The sequence below is a fragment of the Pedobacter soli genome (genome assembly GCF_900101435.1).
Lineage (GTDB): Bacteria > Bacteroidota > Bacteroidia > Sphingobacteriales > Sphingobacteriaceae > Pedobacter > Pedobacter soli.
This window is the reverse complement of the sequence record NZ_FMZH01000001.1, coordinates 16319-33695: the sequence shown is the minus strand read 5'-3', so window position 1 is coordinate 33695 and position 17377 is coordinate 16319. Positions and strand designations below refer to the sequence as shown.

Sequence of the window (17377 nt, the reverse complement as noted above, 5' to 3'; positions counted from 1 at the left end):
TAAGAGATTAATTGCCTAATTCCAGCTGGTTCTTAACAAGGTTAAAATAATCTGATCTGTTCTGCACCAATTGGTGATGTGTTCCGATCTCTACCACCTTGCCGTGCTTTAGAACAATTATCTGATTCGCATTTTTTACAGTAGATAATCTATGGGCGATAACAATAGCTGTCTTTCCCTTATAAAAGGTCTGAAGATTGTCGTGAATGATTTTTTCATTCTCAGCATCTAAAGCAGAGGTTGCTTCATCAAAAAATATATAATGCGGGTTTTTATAAACAGCTCTCGCAATTAAAATGCGTTGCTTTTGTCCTCCAGATATACCATTTCCACTCGCTCCTATTTTAGTGCTTAAACCTAATGGTAGCTCAGCTACAAATGATTTAATGTTGGCTATAATTAATGCATTGTTCAATCTTTGTTTGTCGATATCCGTATCTTTGGTTACAATATTCCGTTCAATCGTGTCAGAAAAAATAAACCCATCCTGCATTACTACACCACAATTCTCCCGCAAATTTTTAGCGGAAAGTTCATTTAGATTATCCTCATTATAGTAAATATCGCCATCCGAAGGTGCATAGAATTTCAGTAACAATTTCATGAATGTGGTTTTGCCGCTACCACTTGCGCCAACAATAGCCGTTACTTGTCCTTTCGGAATTAAAAAGCTAATATCTTTCAATACATAGGGGGATTTTGGTCCTTCATATTGAAAGGAAAGATTTTTGATGTGAATGCCCTGAGGTTTATCAGCTGTTTCTAATCCTGAAAAAAAGGATAACATTTTATGATGATTTTGTTCTTCCTCCTTGTGATTTTGAACTTCATTAAGTCTTTCAAGGCTAAGCCTGGCATCCTGCAGCGAACGGAAAAAACCAACCAGTTGATTTACCGGTGAGTTTAATTGACCAATGATATAGGAAATTGCTAACAATTCACCTAAAGACATTGATCCTTTTACAACCAGTGTAGCGGCAAGAAAGGTCACTAATATGTTTTTGATCTGATTTATAAAATCAAAACCTGAAACCTGGAACTGGTTTACTTTTAAGATCCGAATATTGGTCTTAAATAATTTCTGTTGAATATTTTCCCATTCCATTCTTTTGAAATCTTCAAACTGATTCAGTTTCATTTCTGTCACCCCATTGATGATCTCATATATACTTTCCTGATTTTCTCCTTTTTGTTGAAAGCGATAGTAGTCTATGATTTTACGCTTTCTTAGCCAGTAAAACGACCAGAGCAGCGCTGCGCCCGTCAGTATTGCATATATAGCCACAATACCTAAATTATAATACCACAGTACCCCAAAAAACACAAGGAAGGTGATCATCGAAAAAAAAGTAATGAGGCTTTGAGAGGTTAAAAAATCTTCAATACGCTCGTTGTCCTGTATTCGCTGGTTAAAATCACCCAACATTTTGGTATCGAAAAATTTAATGGGTAATCGTAAAATTTTCTTCAAAAAGTCGGATATGATGGTAATGCTGATCTTCGTACCCACATAAAGCATAAGCCAATTTCTAATAATCTCTATTGTAATGCTTCCAACGTATAAGCATAATTGTGCCAGAAGCACCAAAGAGATCAAGTTTAGATTCTTACCATTTACGCCTTTATCAATTAGCTTTTCAGTTAAGAAAGGAAATATTAAGGAAACGATGCTACCCAGGAGTAATAATGAGAATAATAATGCTATTTGCCTTTTGTAAGGTAGTAAAAGCTTGAAAATCCGATTCAGCTTTATTTGTTCGATCTTAGGAGGAATATTGTTATCAAAATCAGCGGTAGGCTTTAAGAACAACACAACGCCCTTATCATTATTACTGATCCAGGATTGTTGAAATTCAGCAGCAGATAGCTTGATCCATCCATGCGCGGGATCCGCAATGTGATATTGATATTTCCCTGAAATTATGTTTTTTGAAATCCGATCTAAAACCAAAAAATGATTTTGGTTCCAATGTAATACACAAGGGAAAAAATCTCTTTGCTTATGAAGCTCTTCTAAATTTAAAAGTGCCGTGAAAGTCTGAAAACCAATTTTCTTTGCCGCTTCATTGATGCTCAACAAAGAAACCCCCTCTCTCGTCAAAAAAGAGTTATCTCGTAAATATTGAAGAGGATATACCTGTCCATAATGGCCGGCAATCATTGCCAGGCATGCCGGACCGCAATCCATTTGATCATGTTGTGCAACAAACTTAAGCAACTGTTATATTGTTTAGCATTAGTAAAAACTTATTTTTTACCACTTCTGTTTTTCTATCTTCATCAAAATCATACATACAATATTCTTTAGCATGCTCCAGCGCTTGCTGACTACATCCACCATTACAGATCGGTAAGAGCCTGCAGCTTAAGCAGGGCTTGTTTTTAAATTTTGCATCGAGCCGATGATAATATTTTTCGTTCCATTCAATCTCACCGTTTGTATTCAGTAAACCTTCTCTGTTTTTAGCGTCAAAATCTCTTGCAGTACATTTAAAAACATTACCGTCATAATTAATCGTAGCATGATTTTTTTTATCAGCGTAACAGGAATTTCTGACATAATCGACATTGCTGATGACTGCACTTACCTTAAAGCCATCATTTGAAAATTTATTCATTAACCCTAAAACCTCTTCCCTGCTTTCTTTTGAATCTTCGGCTTGCCATACTCTTTGGAAGTCAACTTTTAGATAAGCCCTGGCTGAAGCCTCAAGGTGTTGCAAGTCGTTATAGATGTCGTGTACAGTGGCAAGCTTCTCTTGGGTATAGTTTATACGCAGGGAAACAATAATGTTGTTCCGGCATAGTTTGAACACGTTCTCTAAAATTTCCCTGTAAGAACCTTTGTTCTTATGCACATACCTTACTTTGTTATGCTCTTCTTCATTACCATCTAAGGTGATCTGAAAACCATTGACCTCATATTTTTTAAAATCTTCAATCATTTCATCATCGATCAGATAGCCATTTGTCGTGAACGTACAAAGGAATTGTATTTCTTTTTCCTTACAACGCTCATGGGTAAACTTTATAATCGGCAATACATTCTGTGCATAATACAACAGTGGTTCTCCTCCAAACCACGAAATTGTAAAACTCTTAATGGGCTTTTCTGTCTCTTTGTGGATCAGGGAGGTAATCCGCATTAGATTTACATTGTCTAACTTGGAGCTTTTAATATGACTCTCATAACAGTACCAACACTTGAAATTGCAGTTCATCGTAGGGTTGATCGTTAAATGATAATGATCCTCGTTCATATCGATCTTTTGTCTAAGATCGATAACCTTTTTAACCTCATCCACTTCATCCTTAACAATGATTTCATTTTCAAGCAAAATATCATACAATTCTTCATGGTATTTTGATATTTCATCTATTTGGTTTTCTTTTGCCGCTGCCTGGTACAACTCATACACAATGGGTTCCAGCAGAATAAAATTATTGTTCAATGAATTATATAAAACAAATTTTCCGTTATAGAAAAAACTTGTGTTAAACTGGCTGTTTTTCATACCATTCTTTTTTTTAACCTTCACTCTGTTTTTTAACGCATCTAACATCCTTCTTACCAGAACAAGTGTTAGAAATTATTTAGCAATAGTAATAATGCTTCATTTTTCTTTTTATAATCCCACACTACTAATTGGTAGTGTGGGATTAACTCTTTCAATGGTCTAAGATGTAGATTTTGGACACTCGGTCTTATTATTAAAGCAAAGCCCACTATTTACCTCCTTATCGCAGTTGCCTGTATTGGTACAGGTACCCGAATTTTCAAAAAAAGCATCACTAGTAGCAGAGATTACAGCTATTCCGCCTTTCAGTTTTCCTTGGCGGTCTTCAGATAATCCATTCATCGCTTTCAACAACTCATTAAAAGACTTTTGTTCTTTTTTCATTTTAATAGATTTTGGTTTGTTTGATACCTACTCATTGCTGGCTTTTCGGTTTCCGCCATTTAAACGCTTTTGCATTAGCTTTTTACGTCCGGATAATTATGGCAGGTTCCGGTATTATTTTCGCCGGAGCAGTCGCCGTTATTTACACAGGTACCTGAGTTGGTACCAAGCAAATTATTTCCGGGGTCACTCACTACTGAAATACCTCCTTTTAGCTTACCCTGCTCGGTTTCTTTCAAACCTTCCATCTTTTTAGCAAGCTCTTCAAAAGCCTCTAAATTTTTCATAAGAAATTAGTTTATTTATGATACCTACTCATTGCTGGCTTTTCGGTTTCCGCCATTAGATTCTATTGATTACAAATGCGCTTCCTCCAGAAATCTAAAGCCTGTTTTTCTCCTCCTGATTTCCTGTTTGTCGGTCTATGCTCTTTATTTTTTTATTTCCAAAGCTGTACGCCGCGGATACTTTTAAATACCTATTGTCGTAGTAAACATTGGCTATTCTTGTTGTACCATTATTGTAAAATGTAGTCATATCTGGGTTGCTTGTTTTAAAAATATCGTAATAGTTTACCCCTAACTGCAGATTTTTCTTTAGGAACAATGCTTTAACCCCCAGACTCAAGGAATAAGCACTTTCTTCTTTATATAATCCCGATTTTTTAGGGGATAGGTACCAAAAATTTAATTCGCCGAGCAGGGTTTTATCCTTGTTGAAAATAAGAGTGGTATTATTGGAGAAAGTGTAAGCAAATCCGTTTTGCTCCTTTCCGATAAGAGCACTTCCAACATCCTGATTGAACTTTGTATCAGAGTAATATATTTGGCTATGGAAGAAACTGTTTAACCAGGCTAAGGAGCTAATGCTGTAAACCATACCCAAACCATAGTTATACTTCGTAAAGTAATTTTGACGGGTAAGCGCTAATATATTCGTGGAAGGATCTACTGAAGGGATTTGACCAAAACCATTGTCGGTCACATTTAAAAATGCAATCGCCGTTAAATTCCCTTTGTACAGATAGTTAAATTCATAATTATCACTATAAGATGGTTGCAAAAACGGATTACCCTCTGAATAAGTATAATCGTTTACATACCATCTGAATGGATTTATTTCCCAAAATCTTGGTCTCCTTATCCTTTTTCCGTAGCTTAATGAAAAGGTGTTATCTTTATCAGGTGCATAATTGACATAGGCTGTCGGGAAAAATTTACTGTAATTATTTTTGTTTGTTGTAGCAAGCGTTTGAGAAACGCCTTTGGTATTTGTATTTTCGAAACGTAATCCTAATTTAAAGCTCCATTTGTTATTAGCTAACTTGTGAGAAGCACTAAAGTACAGGGCTTGAATATTTTCTTTATAATTAAATTGATCGCTCTTTAAGGGGTCTATAACAGGTTTTCCAGATTTCAGATCAAAAAAGGATACAGCATTTTGATTGTTAATAAAACTGACTCTCCCACCATAATTCAAAATGATTTTTTTTACTGGCTGCACCATATCGGCTTTAAAACTATAATTATTTATATTTTGATTACTCGTATTATTGTATACGGAAAGATTATGCCCCGAAGTCCCATCCACAAAGACCGTTTCAGTTCTAAAATCCCTATCTTGATCTTCAATATATTTGAAATAGTCGACGTCAAGTGAAAGTATTGTACCCATAGTATCTAACTTGATTATCGCATAGCCGTTTAAGGAATGGCTTAAATTGCTCCTGTTGTTATTTCCGGATGAAATATTAAAGAATCAGTTGTATTTTCGGAGCCGGTAATGACTGTCTTGTTATTGTCTTTAATATCGGGGCCTTCAAATCCTCCGCTGTATTGAGTACCGATACTTACTTTTTTTGAAATATCATATTGTAGAGAAAGTCGGGTGGACAGGTAGTCTTTGCTATCTTTTCTGACTGTTCTTCCATTCCAAAATTGATTGGGATAGTAAATTTTAGAATCTTCTATGACACCTTCACTCCCTTTTTTACCATTTACATCTAAGAGCAGAGAGAATTTGTTTCTATAGTAGGACATATTGCCTCCAGCAACATATTCAGGATAAGTGGTTTTTAAAAAATTTCCATAAATTCTACCTGTCCATGAATTTTGGCGCTTTTTATAGATAATGTTGATCAGTCCATAATTATCTTCTGCTGCAAATTGGGAGGGTGGGTTGGTAATCACTTCTATTCGTTCCACTTCATTTGCTGGAATAGAATTTAAAAAATTAGTCAGTCCGCCACTTGGAATGGTTATCTCGCGGTTATTGACCATTAATTTTACTGCGTTTTTTCCAACAATAGAAACGTTATCATTCATCACGGAAACCCCTGGAGTTACTTTCAATACATCAATCAAATTTCCACCTATAGCATTAACGGAGTGGCTTACGTCAAAAACGAGTCGGTCTACTTCTTTCTTGATAAGTCTTCTATTTGCTTTAATAGTAACTTCATCCAATATCAGCGATTTATCAATGGGTATCTCGCCAAGATCAATATTCTGATCAATTGAAATTGTTTTTCTGAGTAATTCTCTGCCAAACTGTTTTAACAATAAGGTATAAACACCCGCTTTAATTTTTAACTGAAAAAAACCTATACTATCTGTAATACTTTGCTTGGTTGGTATATCGTTCTTTTGTAAAAAAACTACGTCAACAAATTCTAAAGACTTTTTTTCAACATCAAGAACTTGTCCTCTTATATTAAATTCCTGACCGAATGCGGAAATATTTATTATCATCAGAGTAAAGAGAAAAAAAATCCGATCTGTAATCATACTTATAATATCTATGTAGTTTTTTCTATATTTTTTTGAAGCTTATTCTTTACATTATTCGTAAATGTAACCATCACTAAGTTGTGTATCAATATAAACTCGCCAGATGGGCATTAGTGCTCTGTGAATGACTAACATTGCTCTGTAAAGGGAAAATACAATTGATTTTTCCCTACTTTTTTGTATTTCGATAAATAACAGAAAACCTCACAGAAATATGAAGATTTCTTGTGTTAAAGTTTTGACATTCTATTCGTCAACATCCTGAGCGAACTTTTTCTATCTCAGAGTGTATACATCAGGGTATGGAATGTCTTTTTTGTACTTCGGAGTATATTCGTCGAGGTGCTGAACGAGCTTTTTCTATATCTGAGTTTATTCGTCGAGGTACGAAGTGTGTTTTTTGTACTTCGGAGTATATTCGTTGACGTTCCGAACGAGATTTTTCTATCTCCGAGTGTATTCGTCGAGGTACGGAAGGCCTTTTTTGTACTTCGGAACATATTCGTCGACGTTCCGAACGAGATTTAAGTACCTCGGAGTGTATTCGTCGAGCTATGGAGTGTGTTTTTTGTACTTTGGAGTGTATTCGCCGACGTTCCGAACGAGATTTTAGTACTTCGGAGTGTGTTTTTTCTACTTCCGAAGTACCTTTTAGTACTTCAGAAGACCAATTTAGTCTTCCGGAGTACTTTTAAATGCCCGTTAGGGCACTTTTTAATTTATTGGGTTTATTGTTCGGGTGATGGTTTTTGCTTTCCACGGCCTGGGAAACGCTGCTTTAAATCATCGTGCATGGTCTGGGTGCCAGGCACATTCGAACGACTTGCGCCTTTAATTGAATGGTAAATCACTAAAGCTGCTTCGTAAGCTTCGCTGCCAGCCACCATACCGGTATCTTCCATGGCACGTAAAAGGGTACTCAACTGCTGAAATATGCCATAGATATCGGAAGCAAGCTTATTGTCTTTCTTCGCTTCGGCTAAATCAATGTAGTTGGGTACCAATAATGGGTTTTGGGTGGCATACTCGAGCGTTTTGCTGACGAAAGCGATGGTTTTATCGCCCATTTTTAAGGTAGCTTTACGCTCTTCGGCCGTTAAATTAATAATTAAAACTGGCGCCAACGCTGTTTTTAACTGCTCGAAGGCGGCGGCTATGGCTGCTGCCTGTTCTGGTGTGATTTCTGATGAAATCCGGTTGCTTGAACTCATAATGCTTTTAATTTAGGTTGATAGTTAGTTAATTGGTAATCTTTATCTATACGCACTATACTAAGTTAAATTGCAGCAGTGTAATAAAAAATAGACAATCGGCAGAAAGGCACAAACACTCCGTGAATGCCACAAATTGCTCTATAAAGCATTAATAATGAATTATAAGTTTTAGTATTTATACTTATTAAACACGTGGTTTATTGCTTCGATTTGCAAGAAATGAAAATAGCTGAATTACGATGTAGAAAGTCACATACCATTGCCATGGCTCGCGTTACTACGAACTATTTTACCAAAGCTTGTCATTCTGATAAGAGTTGAAGGACTTTCAAAACCAGTGGTATATTTTTATCATTAAGAGATTAAGCACATTAAATATCTTAACCAAGTTTAGCATTAAGCACAGGGTAAGTGCCAACATGCCAGCTCCATAAGTGATTTTCTTTTTCATTTCACTAATTTGGTTTTAAATGGTTAATAATAGATTGATTAATAGTTGTTATTCTATACTAAAATGTCAAATGGCTTAGAATCCAAAAAAGGTCTCCTTTCCGCCAACCTTGGGCTTGAAGTTTTGAATGTTGTAGCTTAAGGTAGCCAGGGCATAACGTCCTATATTTCTGGACTGGATATCCCTAATCGAATTTTCTGCAATCAATACTGATCTCCTTGCATTGTTTTGTAAAATGTCGTTCACCGAAAATTTCAGTTGGGCACGATCATTTTTTAGGAATAGATAAGTCAGCCCCATATTCCAGATTTTAATGTTATTGTTATAGCCTGGTATATCCTGGTTATTAAGTAGTATATTAAGATTACTTTCAAAAACGATCTTTTTTGGCCACCTCACTACAAGTTCAAAGTCATTGCCGTGTGAGGCTATACTTCGGTCAACATAGTAGCTGTCGTTATAATCACTTTTGTTATAGGATAGGTAATACCGTTCAAAAATCTCCACCTTATCGTGAAGGTTTAGCCTGATACCGACATTCGGAGAGATGATATAGCGGTACAATTTGCTCCGCACGTTGTTTACTTCTATTGGGGAATCGAAAGCACTGATTGAATACCCAGCATTCAATGTTAGCTGGCTGGATTTGCTCCTAAAGGTTTTGTTGATGTTGGCATTGTGTGTAAGGCCACTTGCGTTAACATTCACCGGCTTGCTAACTTGAACACCACCTGCATCTATGGTTCTGGCCATGATTACCCCATCCTGATCTAGGTTACCGATCAGCGCCACGTTATAGCTAATGGACTTTTGCATATTAAATTTCATATAGTTTAAGAACACTCGGTGGTTCTTAGTTGGTTTCAGGTCGGGTGTTCCAAGTTGGACAAATAAAGGGTCAGTATTATTAGCAATTGGTTGTATGTATTGTACCTGAGGTTCTAAAAATGATTTCTGATAACTGATTGAAAAATCTTTATACCGAATGTTCAACCCTGGATTCAGAAAATAAAAGTTCTGGTCAAAGCCCTGGAGGCTGACAAATCTATTAATGATGTTTATCGAACCAAAAATCGCCGCAGGTTGGATACTGAGGTCATTGTTTATATTCCATCCGAGCTTTATAGTCGCATTGCTTTTAAAGCCTTTCTGCTCTACAGTTTCGGTGAGGTTTGGAACTACTATATCGTAGGATTGGTTTACTGCATTCCTGTAAAAGGTATAAAGTGCATTTTCATTGCGGAAATAATTGCCATCGAGGCTAAGGGTAAGTGCAAGCTTGCCAGTAAGTTTTTCCGAAAAACTACTTCTAAAACCTGCATCGAAATTCCTGATATTGTTTTTGCGGAATTGGTTCGTTAATTGGCTGCCAGGGGTATTTTCAAAAAGAATGCTAGAGTAATTGTAATTGTCATCTCTGTTGTCTCTCTTTAGTAAAGTTACGTTGGCAAACAGACTACGACCGGCCTTATTAAAATTTTTAAACAGATCCCCTGTTACTTTGTAGCTTTGGTTCAATCCATCACGGATATTCGCTACCTCAGAGGTACTAACCTTGTCTCCGCTTCCATCTGATACTGTTTTAGACTGCATAAAGTTGTAGTTTCTTGGAGAAATTATTGCGGTAGGATTGATGATCAGTTGTGTTTTTGGGGTGGGATTAAGTGTTATTTTGGCGCTGATGTTATGGCTGTTTACGCGGCTTTGATTATCGGCATAGCCCAGGGTGTTTAATGTATCATTGCCCAGTATCTGCCCTTCATTAGAGCGTTCTTCGATTGTGTTGCGAAGTTGTCCATAGAAATATTTACTGTTAATCTTTATTCCGCTTTTGGTTAGGGTATTGAAATTGGCGCCTACGCCCGCAGGACGTTGGATACCTTCCCCGAATCCACCAAAAGAAATATTGTCGATTGAAAAGCCACCACCGTTATAATTAACAGAGCTGTTGCCTGCTCTCTGAAAGCCCCCAACTCCCTGCACTTCGTTTAGGCTGAAAGCTGACTTGCTGAGATTATTTCCATAGGCTAGGATACTAACCTGTGTAGTGTCTCTGAATATGTTTGTAATACCACCAAGCTCATAATGTTCTTTAGGACCCAAACCGGCGTATAACCGTCCAAACATCCCCTGCTTAACACTCTTCTTAAGGGTCAGATTAATGACTTGCGGTATATCCGCGGCAAAGATAGTGGGATTTCGCCGCTTTACCTCGGCGTCATCCATAACCTGCACTTTATCCACGATATTCGATGGTAGGTTCTTTGAGGCGATTTGATTGTTACCTTCAAAAAAATCCTTTCCGTCTACCAGTATCCTGCTCACCTGTTTTCCATTGAAAGTAATCACCCCACCCGCATCTACTACAAAACCAGGTAATTTTTTAAATAGATCTTCAACCACAGCAGTTGGTAATGTTTTAAAACTTTCTGCATTAAATTCGACGGTATCGTTGCGTACTATAATTGGCGGCCTTATCCCAACAATAACAACGTCATTCAAATTATTCAGTTTAGGGCTTAGCGGGATATTTTCCAGGTCTATATCCGGCTTTTGTTCATTTAATAGGATCACCTTATTTACAGTATTGCGCTGCCAAGCAGTGATGACCAATCGATATTTTGCGTTGAGAGGAAGGGAGGTTAATTTAAAATAACCTTTTGAATCGGAAAGTTTATAATTCACAAGCACGCTATCTGTCGTGTTATAAATTGAAATGGTGGCGTACGCGATTTTTTGGCTCTGCTTAGTACTATCAACGAGCATTCCACTAACAGAGCCCTTGATTTGGGAATAACAGGTAAAAGAGATGAAAGCTAAGAAAAAGATAATCAGAGCTTTCATTAACGGAGTAGATAAATTAGGTAGCAAGGTAGATCAGTAAAAAATACAATAGATAAATTAGTTATTATGCATGAGAAAAAAGGGTGTTTGTAAACTAGCACAGCATTTAAAAAAGCCTACTATCTATTGGGTCTTTTAGATTTGAAGCTAGACCAAACCTCTTAAACAACTGATGTAATCTAATTAAAGGCTGTCAATTGATAACATGCTTTTGTAGCCGTAAAACAGCCATTTTTTAACTGCTCGAACGCGGCGGCTATAGCAGCTGCCTATTCTGGTGTGATTTCTGATGAAATCCGGTTGCTTGAACTCATAATGCTTTTAATTTAGGTTGATAGTTAATTAATTGGTAATCTTTATCATCATACAATATACTAAGTTAAGCTGCATCCGTGTAATATAAAATAGGATGATCGACAGAAAGGCACAAACGCTCCGTGAATGCCGCAAATTGCTCTATAAAGCATAAATTGTGAACAATAAATTATTGTTATCCAGTTGGTTTGTTGCTCCTGTTGTAAGGGGTAGAAATTGCTGTGTTAAAGGTTAAGAACTCCCCTACGCAAGTATGGTTGAATAAGATCATCGGCTATTTTTGAATCAAAAAAAAGCCGCCCCTGCACAAGGGCGGCTTTAAGGTAGTTATAGATTAATTGTTTGTTTATTTGTAACCAGGGTTCTGATCGTTTGGTGTAATTTGATCATTCAGTTTCATTTCCGAGTCAGGAATCGGGAACAGGCTGTTAAAAGCCTGAATAGTTCCGGACTGTGCCGCCCATTTGTTGTATTTTTTAACCAGATCGACAAACTTTCCGGTTCTGATCAAATCAATTTTACGCCAATTTTCTGCAAAAAGTTCACGAATGCGTTCATCCATAATTTTTGTACGGAAATCGTCTTGCGACATAGCCGTCCATGCTTTATCAGCAGGAAGTGTTCCGCCCCAGGCCCTGGTTCTAACCTGGTTAACAATGGCAACGGCATCGGCGGTTTTACCAAGTTCGTTCAGGCATTCTGCGTAACATAGCTTAATATCGCCAAGTCTTAAAACCGGCATATCCTTACCAGAATTGTACATGTTGTTGTATCCTAAGCCGCTATGCGAATCCGTGCGGAAATCCTCGTATTTTTTAATGTGCGGATTTAATTCATCATGGTTTGCACCAAGGCCTTCCCACGAAATGATATCATAGGTTGGGGTTACACCATAATATGAAAAATCATAACGGATACTCTGATCCCGGCGAAGGTCGCCATCTTCCCAAACCCCTCCGTTGGCTACTGTTTCATAGGCATGAATTGTGGGAACAATTTTGTCATACCCCGAAAAATAGCAACCATCTCCGAAAGTATTTTGTACCGCACGCGATCCGATCTGAAATTGAACTTTATTATTATTGGGCGATACCGGGCTGTACTGGAATTCTAAAATTGCCTCAACGGTATTGGGTTTAGTGTAATCGAACAAATTCTGATAAGGAACCAAGGTATACCTGCTCATCATTTGCTCAAAGCAATTTCTGGCTTTGTCAAAATCACGCAGCCCGGTTGATTCAGGTGCCGACATATAGGCCTTACCCAGCATGGCCAGTGCAGCTCCGCTGGTTGCTCTGCCAGGTGCATTGGTTTGGGGGCATAGCGTTGAAGCTTTAATGAGATCTGAAATAATAAAGGCCCATACATCCTTTAGGGGTTGGCGTTTTAGACCCAGCGCGCTTTCCCGGCTCAGGTCTCTTATTGGAATAGATCCCCAATACATGGCCAGTTCAAAATCTATAAAACCCCTTATAAAACTGGCTTCGCCCACAACACCTGCTGCTTTAGAGCCCGGTACTAATCCTGGTTTATCGAGGCCATTAATGATTTTCGCAGCCTCATTAACCAGGGGCCAACGCAGGTTCCATTGCGTGGTGATCTGGCCCTGAAGCGAATTCAGGTTCCCGTCGTAACGATCAAGACCTCCTTTGGAAGCATCAGTTTTCATCTGAAAAGCCCCTTGTTGGGTTTCATCCGTTCCCATCATTAACACGGTGCCTTGTTCGTCAACACGGCAATTTAACCAGTTGGCATAAATGCCCTTTAAACTGCTTTGTACTAAATTAACATCAGAATAAACTGCACTTTCGTCAAGTTTGGTTAAACTCTCTTGTAGCAATAGCTTTTTGCAAGACGCTAAACCTATAAACGCACTTACAATAAATACTTTTAGAATAAATTTTTTCATAATTTTCTGTATCAAAAATTAAAACCCAAAGTTTACACCCACTACAAATGTTCGTACAGGCGGGTAGCCGTAATCACCGGTTTCCGGATCAAGCCCCTTATATTTTGTGATTAAGAATAAATTGGAGCCGGTGGCGTACACACGCACGCGACTTGCATGCCAGCTATCCAGCAACTTTTGCGGTAAATTGTAACCCAAAGTAAGTGCTGAAAGCCGGAGATAAGACGCATCCTGTATGGAGTAGTCTAAATCAGATGGGGCAAACCTGTTATAGCTCGTATTGTCAATTACTTTCGGAATATTGGTACCCGTATTTGTTGGCGTCCATCGATTAAGCAAATCAACCGAAGCCATACTCGACCCAACACTGTTGATCAAACCCTCGTAGTAACTGCTTATTTTTTTTGCGCCATTCGAATAAACGAAAACTGCATTCAGATCAAGGCCCTTGTAAGTCAGGTTAGTTGAAAAACCGCCGTAATATTTCGGATCCTCCTTCCCCACAATAACCCTGTCGTATTGGTTTACTATCCCATCTTTTACGCCATTAGGACCTGAAACATCAAGTGCAAAGAGGTCACCAGGCGCTACTGTTTTGCCATTGTAATTTAATCCCTGCCATTCAGCTCGATTGTTTTCTTGCGCTATACCTCCTGAACGAAGGGTATAAATACTATGCAGGGCTTCCCCAAGAAACAAATTGTTTCTGCGGCTATCGCCTGAAGAGTTGTAGATCACAGTTGCATTTCCATACAATTGTTTTACTGAATTTTTTGCAAATGAGATGTTTCCTGCTACAGTCCAGTTCCAATCGCTGTTTTTAATGATTTGTCCGCTTAATGAAAGCTCAATACCTTTATTGTTTACCCGCCCGATATTCTGTAATTGATGGCTGTAACCTGTGGTAAGCGCTAAGCCACGATCAAGCAAAAGGTTGTCGTTATTGATGTAAAAAGCCTCAGCAGTAGCAGATAACCTATTATTAAGGAAGGCCATATCCAAACCAAGGTTGGCTTGTTTCTGACGTTCCCAGGTCAGATCTGGATTACCTTTCAACCCATCATTGGCGAGTAATGCGTTGTTGTTATTAACCTTTGAACCGTACAGCGTCTGGAATGCATAATTGGTAATATCCTGATTACCAACCACGCCATAACCTGCCCTTAAGCTTAACTGATTAAATACTTTCTGGTTTTTTAAGAAATCCTCTTTACTGATCTCCCATCTCACTGATCCGGAAGGAAAAATACCATACTGATGCCCCGGAGCAAATCTTGATGAACCATCATTACGGGCAGTGGCGGTAACATAGTATTTATCGTCATAACTATAAGTGAAACGTGCGATTACCGAAAACATCGAATAGGCATAGAAGTTAGATCCTATCGTAGTTTTATCCTGCGCAGCAGCACCACCCAGATTAAAATAAGAAAGGTCATTGCTTGCAAAACGGTCTCCCTGCGCTAAAGTATAGTCAGAGGTGTGTTTACTTGCGCTGGTTCCCAAAAGTGCAGTTATCCGGTGTTTTCCTTGAAAGGTTTTATTATAGGTGACTGTATTATCCCATTGCCAATACAGATCGTTCCACCGCTCCGCTTTAGCCCTCGCATCGCCGTTATAATTGCGTATAGCTTCCTGGATATTGTTTGGCGTAAATGTAAAATAAGACTGCTGGCCATAATCAACCGAAAAAGTAGAGCGGATATCCAGCCCGGCAATCGGATTAACATTAACAAAATTAGAAGTTACCAATCGGTTTCGGTTTTGCCTCCTGGCAATTTCCATGGCATTAAACGGATTAAAGTTATTGTTGCTGTTCTGGCCAAGCGCACGGTAATAAATAGTCAGGTAATTGGCGGTATACCTGGTATCATCTGCCTGATATGGAGCATAATCCAACAAGGGATTCGCATTCAGTGCCTGATTATAGACATCATCATCGACCTGGCGATCATCAGTAAGGGTGTATCCGGTATTTGTTCCTATTTTCAACCATTTCTTTACCGAATAATCTGCATTGAAACGGCCTGTGTATTTATTTTGATTTACCTGTTGTATAATACCGGTATTGCCTGCATAACCTAAACTTAAATAGAAAGAACTTTTGTCTGTTCCACCTGTAAAGCTTAAAGCATGGTTTTGTTGATACCCCGTTTGTTTAATCTGATCAAGCCAATTGTAGGTGTTACCGCTATTGTACGTGTTAAACTCCTGTTGAGAGAAGGCCACATTGGTTTTTAGTAAGGTGTTATTGATATAGTCTTGTCGGTTTGCGTTTGGATTGTCTTTTAGGTATCCGTTGGCGTAAGCATCAAGCCGAAGCTGAAACAATTGTTCGGCATTCATGGTCTCTGGCATTTTTGCAATATTTGAAAAGCCGGCCCAGCCATCATAGCCAATTGTGCCATCGCCTGCCGTTTTCTTGCCTTTTTTTGTCGTAATTACAACAACCCCATTTGCACCACGTGATCCGTAAAGTGCTGTGGCGGATGCATCTTTCAAAATAGCGACAGAGGCAACGTCGTTCATGTTGATCGAATTAAACCCGCCAAGATTATTTTCCATGATTAAACCATCCACTACATAAATAGGTGTTGAGCCAGAATTAATCGTATTCGTTCCCCGAATTTTAATAACGGCATCATCACTCGGTTTTGATCCGCCTCCAATAAATACCCCTGCAACACGTCCCTGAAGTGCGCTGTTTACATTGGTAACAGGCCTGTCTTGCAAAGTTTTTGAATCTACATTACTTACCGAACCGGTGAGATCGCCTTTTTTGAAAGTGGCACCGACCACTACAATTTCTGTAAGGGCACTGCTGGATGATTTTAGGATTACCTTCATCGGTTCGGCAGTTGCCGGAAGTTCTAATGGATCGAATCCTACAGAGCTGAATATTAATGTAGCTCCCGGACTGGCGTTTATCGAAAAATTTCCGTTTGCATCGGTAACAGTACCTGTTTTCGTTCCTTTTACAACCACGTTAATGCCCACGGCAGGACCGCCTTTATCATCTAATACCCTGCCTGTTATCGGGCTTACCGATATGTCCAAACCGGCTTTGCGTTGATTGGTTTCAGGTTTAACTGCACTGATCACAATTACATCCCCTGAAGCCTGGTAAGCCATGTTAAGTGGTTCAAAAACCGCACTTAAAACAGCTCCCAATGGTTTAGCAGTAAACGAGGCAGAGATTTTTTGGTCGCTTTTTATTTTTATAAGCGCCTGACTAAAAACGAAATTGAGGTAGTATCTGGATTCCATATCTTTAATCACCGTTTTTAGCGATACATTTCTTTCGGATAAAGAGACTTTGGTTTTTAGCATAACTTGTGCCCCTCTGTCATTTGCAACTGCACTTCCTATCATTAATAGCATTAATGCCAATTGTAAAAATGTAATCTTTATTATGGTTATGAGGTTCGGTTTGAATTTCATAATTTTTATTTGGTTAATGGTTCATTTGATTCTCAACTGATAAGACAGCTCTTTTCAACCGCCTGGCGGTTACAATAAATGCTAGTGGAAAGCATTAATAAGGCTGAATAATTGAGATGGCAATACCGCAGATATTGCCTTTTTTATTTACTGATGTTTTAGTTTTTGTACTTTTTCGTCATAGATCTCATTTAGGTTTGGTTATATTTGGTTATTTATTAGCTGTTATGCTTATTCTGCCTGCTTTAAAATTGCAACTGGTATGAACTACCTTGCAAATAAGTTTTGTCTGATAGCTGGCCAGGATGAGAAGCGTTAAAATTTATGCTACGTTTTACCTGCGGTAATTTCTGGTATAAATTTTTCCTTTTACTTGATGGTGTTTAATGCTTTGGAAGCTGTTTTCGGCAAAACAATTTCCGAATCTTTGTGCTGCTGCTTGCAGGCATAACTTTTTGTGCAACTAACATAGATAACCCGGCGATCGGCCGTAAAAGAATTAAATTTTGGAT

The 17377-nt window shown here is 38.3% G+C and carries 10 protein-coding genes; all 10 read right to left on the bottom strand.

Features of this window, described 5'->3' with window-relative positions:
- Window positions 1–7 precede the first annotated feature (7 nt).
- The 10 genes from BLR37_RS00125 to BLR37_RS00080 all read right to left on the bottom strand — a co-directional run bounded on the left by BLR37_RS00125 (window position 8) and on the right by BLR37_RS00080 (window position 16796).
- The gene (locus BLR37_RS00125) at window positions 8–2218 is read right to left on the bottom strand and encodes a peptidase domain-containing ABC transporter (protein WP_244154552.1); all 2211 of its coding nucleotides are present in this window, start codon (window positions 2216–2218) and stop codon (window positions 8–10) included.
- On the bottom strand, window positions 2211–3515 hold the full coding sequence (locus tag BLR37_RS00120) for a radical SAM/SPASM domain-containing protein (protein WP_167356520.1): 1305 nt from the start codon (window positions 3513–3515) through the stop codon (window positions 2211–2213). The genes BLR37_RS00125 and BLR37_RS00120 overlap by 8 nt, the downstream gene beginning before the upstream one ends.
- Before the next feature lie 162 nt (window positions 3516–3677).
- Window positions 3678–3902, bottom strand: coding sequence for a hypothetical protein (locus tag BLR37_RS00115; RefSeq protein WP_090762972.1), 225 nt, complete (start codon window positions 3900–3902; stop codon window positions 3678–3680).
- Between the two features lie 74 nt (window positions 3903–3976).
- Window positions 3977–4189 (bottom strand): hypothetical protein, encoded by a 213-nt coding sequence (locus tag BLR37_RS00110; RefSeq protein WP_090762969.1) that lies wholly within the window; start codon window positions 4187–4189, stop codon window positions 3977–3979.
- Window positions 4190–4283: 94 nt separating this feature from the next.
- A complete protein-coding gene (locus BLR37_RS00105) occupies window positions 4284–5576 on the bottom strand; it encodes an outer membrane beta-barrel family protein (RefSeq protein WP_090762966.1) in 1293 nt (430 codons plus the stop codon).
- 41 nt (window positions 5577–5617) lie between these two features.
- Window positions 5618–6652, bottom strand: coding sequence for a TonB-dependent receptor plug domain-containing protein (locus BLR37_RS00100; RefSeq protein WP_090762962.1), 1035 nt, complete (start codon window positions 6650–6652; stop codon window positions 5618–5620).
- A gap of 767 nt (window positions 6653–7419) precedes the next feature.
- Complete coding sequence (locus BLR37_RS00095) at window positions 7420–7902, bottom strand: hypothetical protein (protein WP_090762957.1); 483 nt, start codon at window positions 7900–7902, stop codon at window positions 7420–7422.
- A 529-nt stretch (window positions 7903–8431) separates the two neighbouring features.
- The gene (locus BLR37_RS00090) at window positions 8432–11200 is read right to left on the bottom strand and encodes an outer membrane beta-barrel protein (RefSeq protein WP_090762954.1); all 2769 of its coding nucleotides are present in this window, start codon (window positions 11198–11200) and stop codon (window positions 8432–8434) included.
- A 661-nt stretch (window positions 11201–11861) separates the two neighbouring features.
- On the bottom strand, window positions 11862–13424 hold the full coding sequence (locus tag BLR37_RS00085; RefSeq protein WP_090762952.1) for a RagB/SusD family nutrient uptake outer membrane protein: 1563 nt from the start codon (window positions 13422–13424) through the stop codon (window positions 11862–11864).
- 18 nt (window positions 13425–13442) lie between these two features.
- Window positions 13443–16796, bottom strand: a complete 3354-nt coding sequence (locus BLR37_RS00080; RefSeq protein ID WP_208599577.1) for a SusC/RagA family TonB-linked outer membrane protein — start codon at window positions 16794–16796, stop codon at window positions 13443–13445.
- Window positions 16797–17377: the final 581 nt, after the last annotated feature.

What these genes read in the sequence shown, in the direction of transcription:
- BLR37_RS00095 (WP_090762957.1), bottom strand. Translation starts at nt 7,902, where the DNA reads ATGAGTTCAAGCAACCGGATTTCATCAGAAATCACACCAGAACAGGCA.
- BLR37_RS00090 (WP_090762954.1), bottom strand. Translation starts at nt 11,200, where the DNA reads ATGAAAGCTCTGATTATCTTTTTCTTAGCTTTCATCTCTTTTACCTGT.
- BLR37_RS00120 (WP_167356520.1), bottom strand. Translation starts at nt 3,515, where the DNA reads ATGAAAAACAGCCAGTTTAACACAAGTTTTTTCTATAACGGAAAATTT.
- BLR37_RS00115 (WP_090762972.1), bottom strand. Translation starts at nt 3,902, where the DNA reads ATGAAAAAAGAACAAAAGTCTTTTAATGAGTTGTTGAAAGCGATGAAT.
- BLR37_RS00080 (WP_208599577.1), bottom strand. Translation starts at nt 16,796, where the DNA reads ATGATAGGAAGTGCAGTTGCAAATGACAGAGGGGCACAAGTTATGCTA.
- BLR37_RS00105 (WP_090762966.1), bottom strand. Translation starts at nt 5,576, where the DNA reads ATGGGTACAATACTTTCACTTGACGTCGACTATTTCAAATATATTGAA.
- BLR37_RS00110 (WP_090762969.1), bottom strand. Translation starts at nt 4,189, where the DNA reads ATGAAAAATTTAGAGGCTTTTGAAGAGCTTGCTAAAAAGATGGAAGGT.
- BLR37_RS00100 (WP_090762962.1), bottom strand. Translation starts at nt 6,652, where the DNA reads ATGATAATAAATATTTCCGCATTCGGTCAGGAATTTAATATAAGAGGA.
- BLR37_RS00085 (WP_090762952.1), bottom strand. Translation starts at nt 13,424, where the DNA reads ATGAAAAAATTTATTCTAAAAGTATTTATTGTAAGTGCGTTTATAGGT.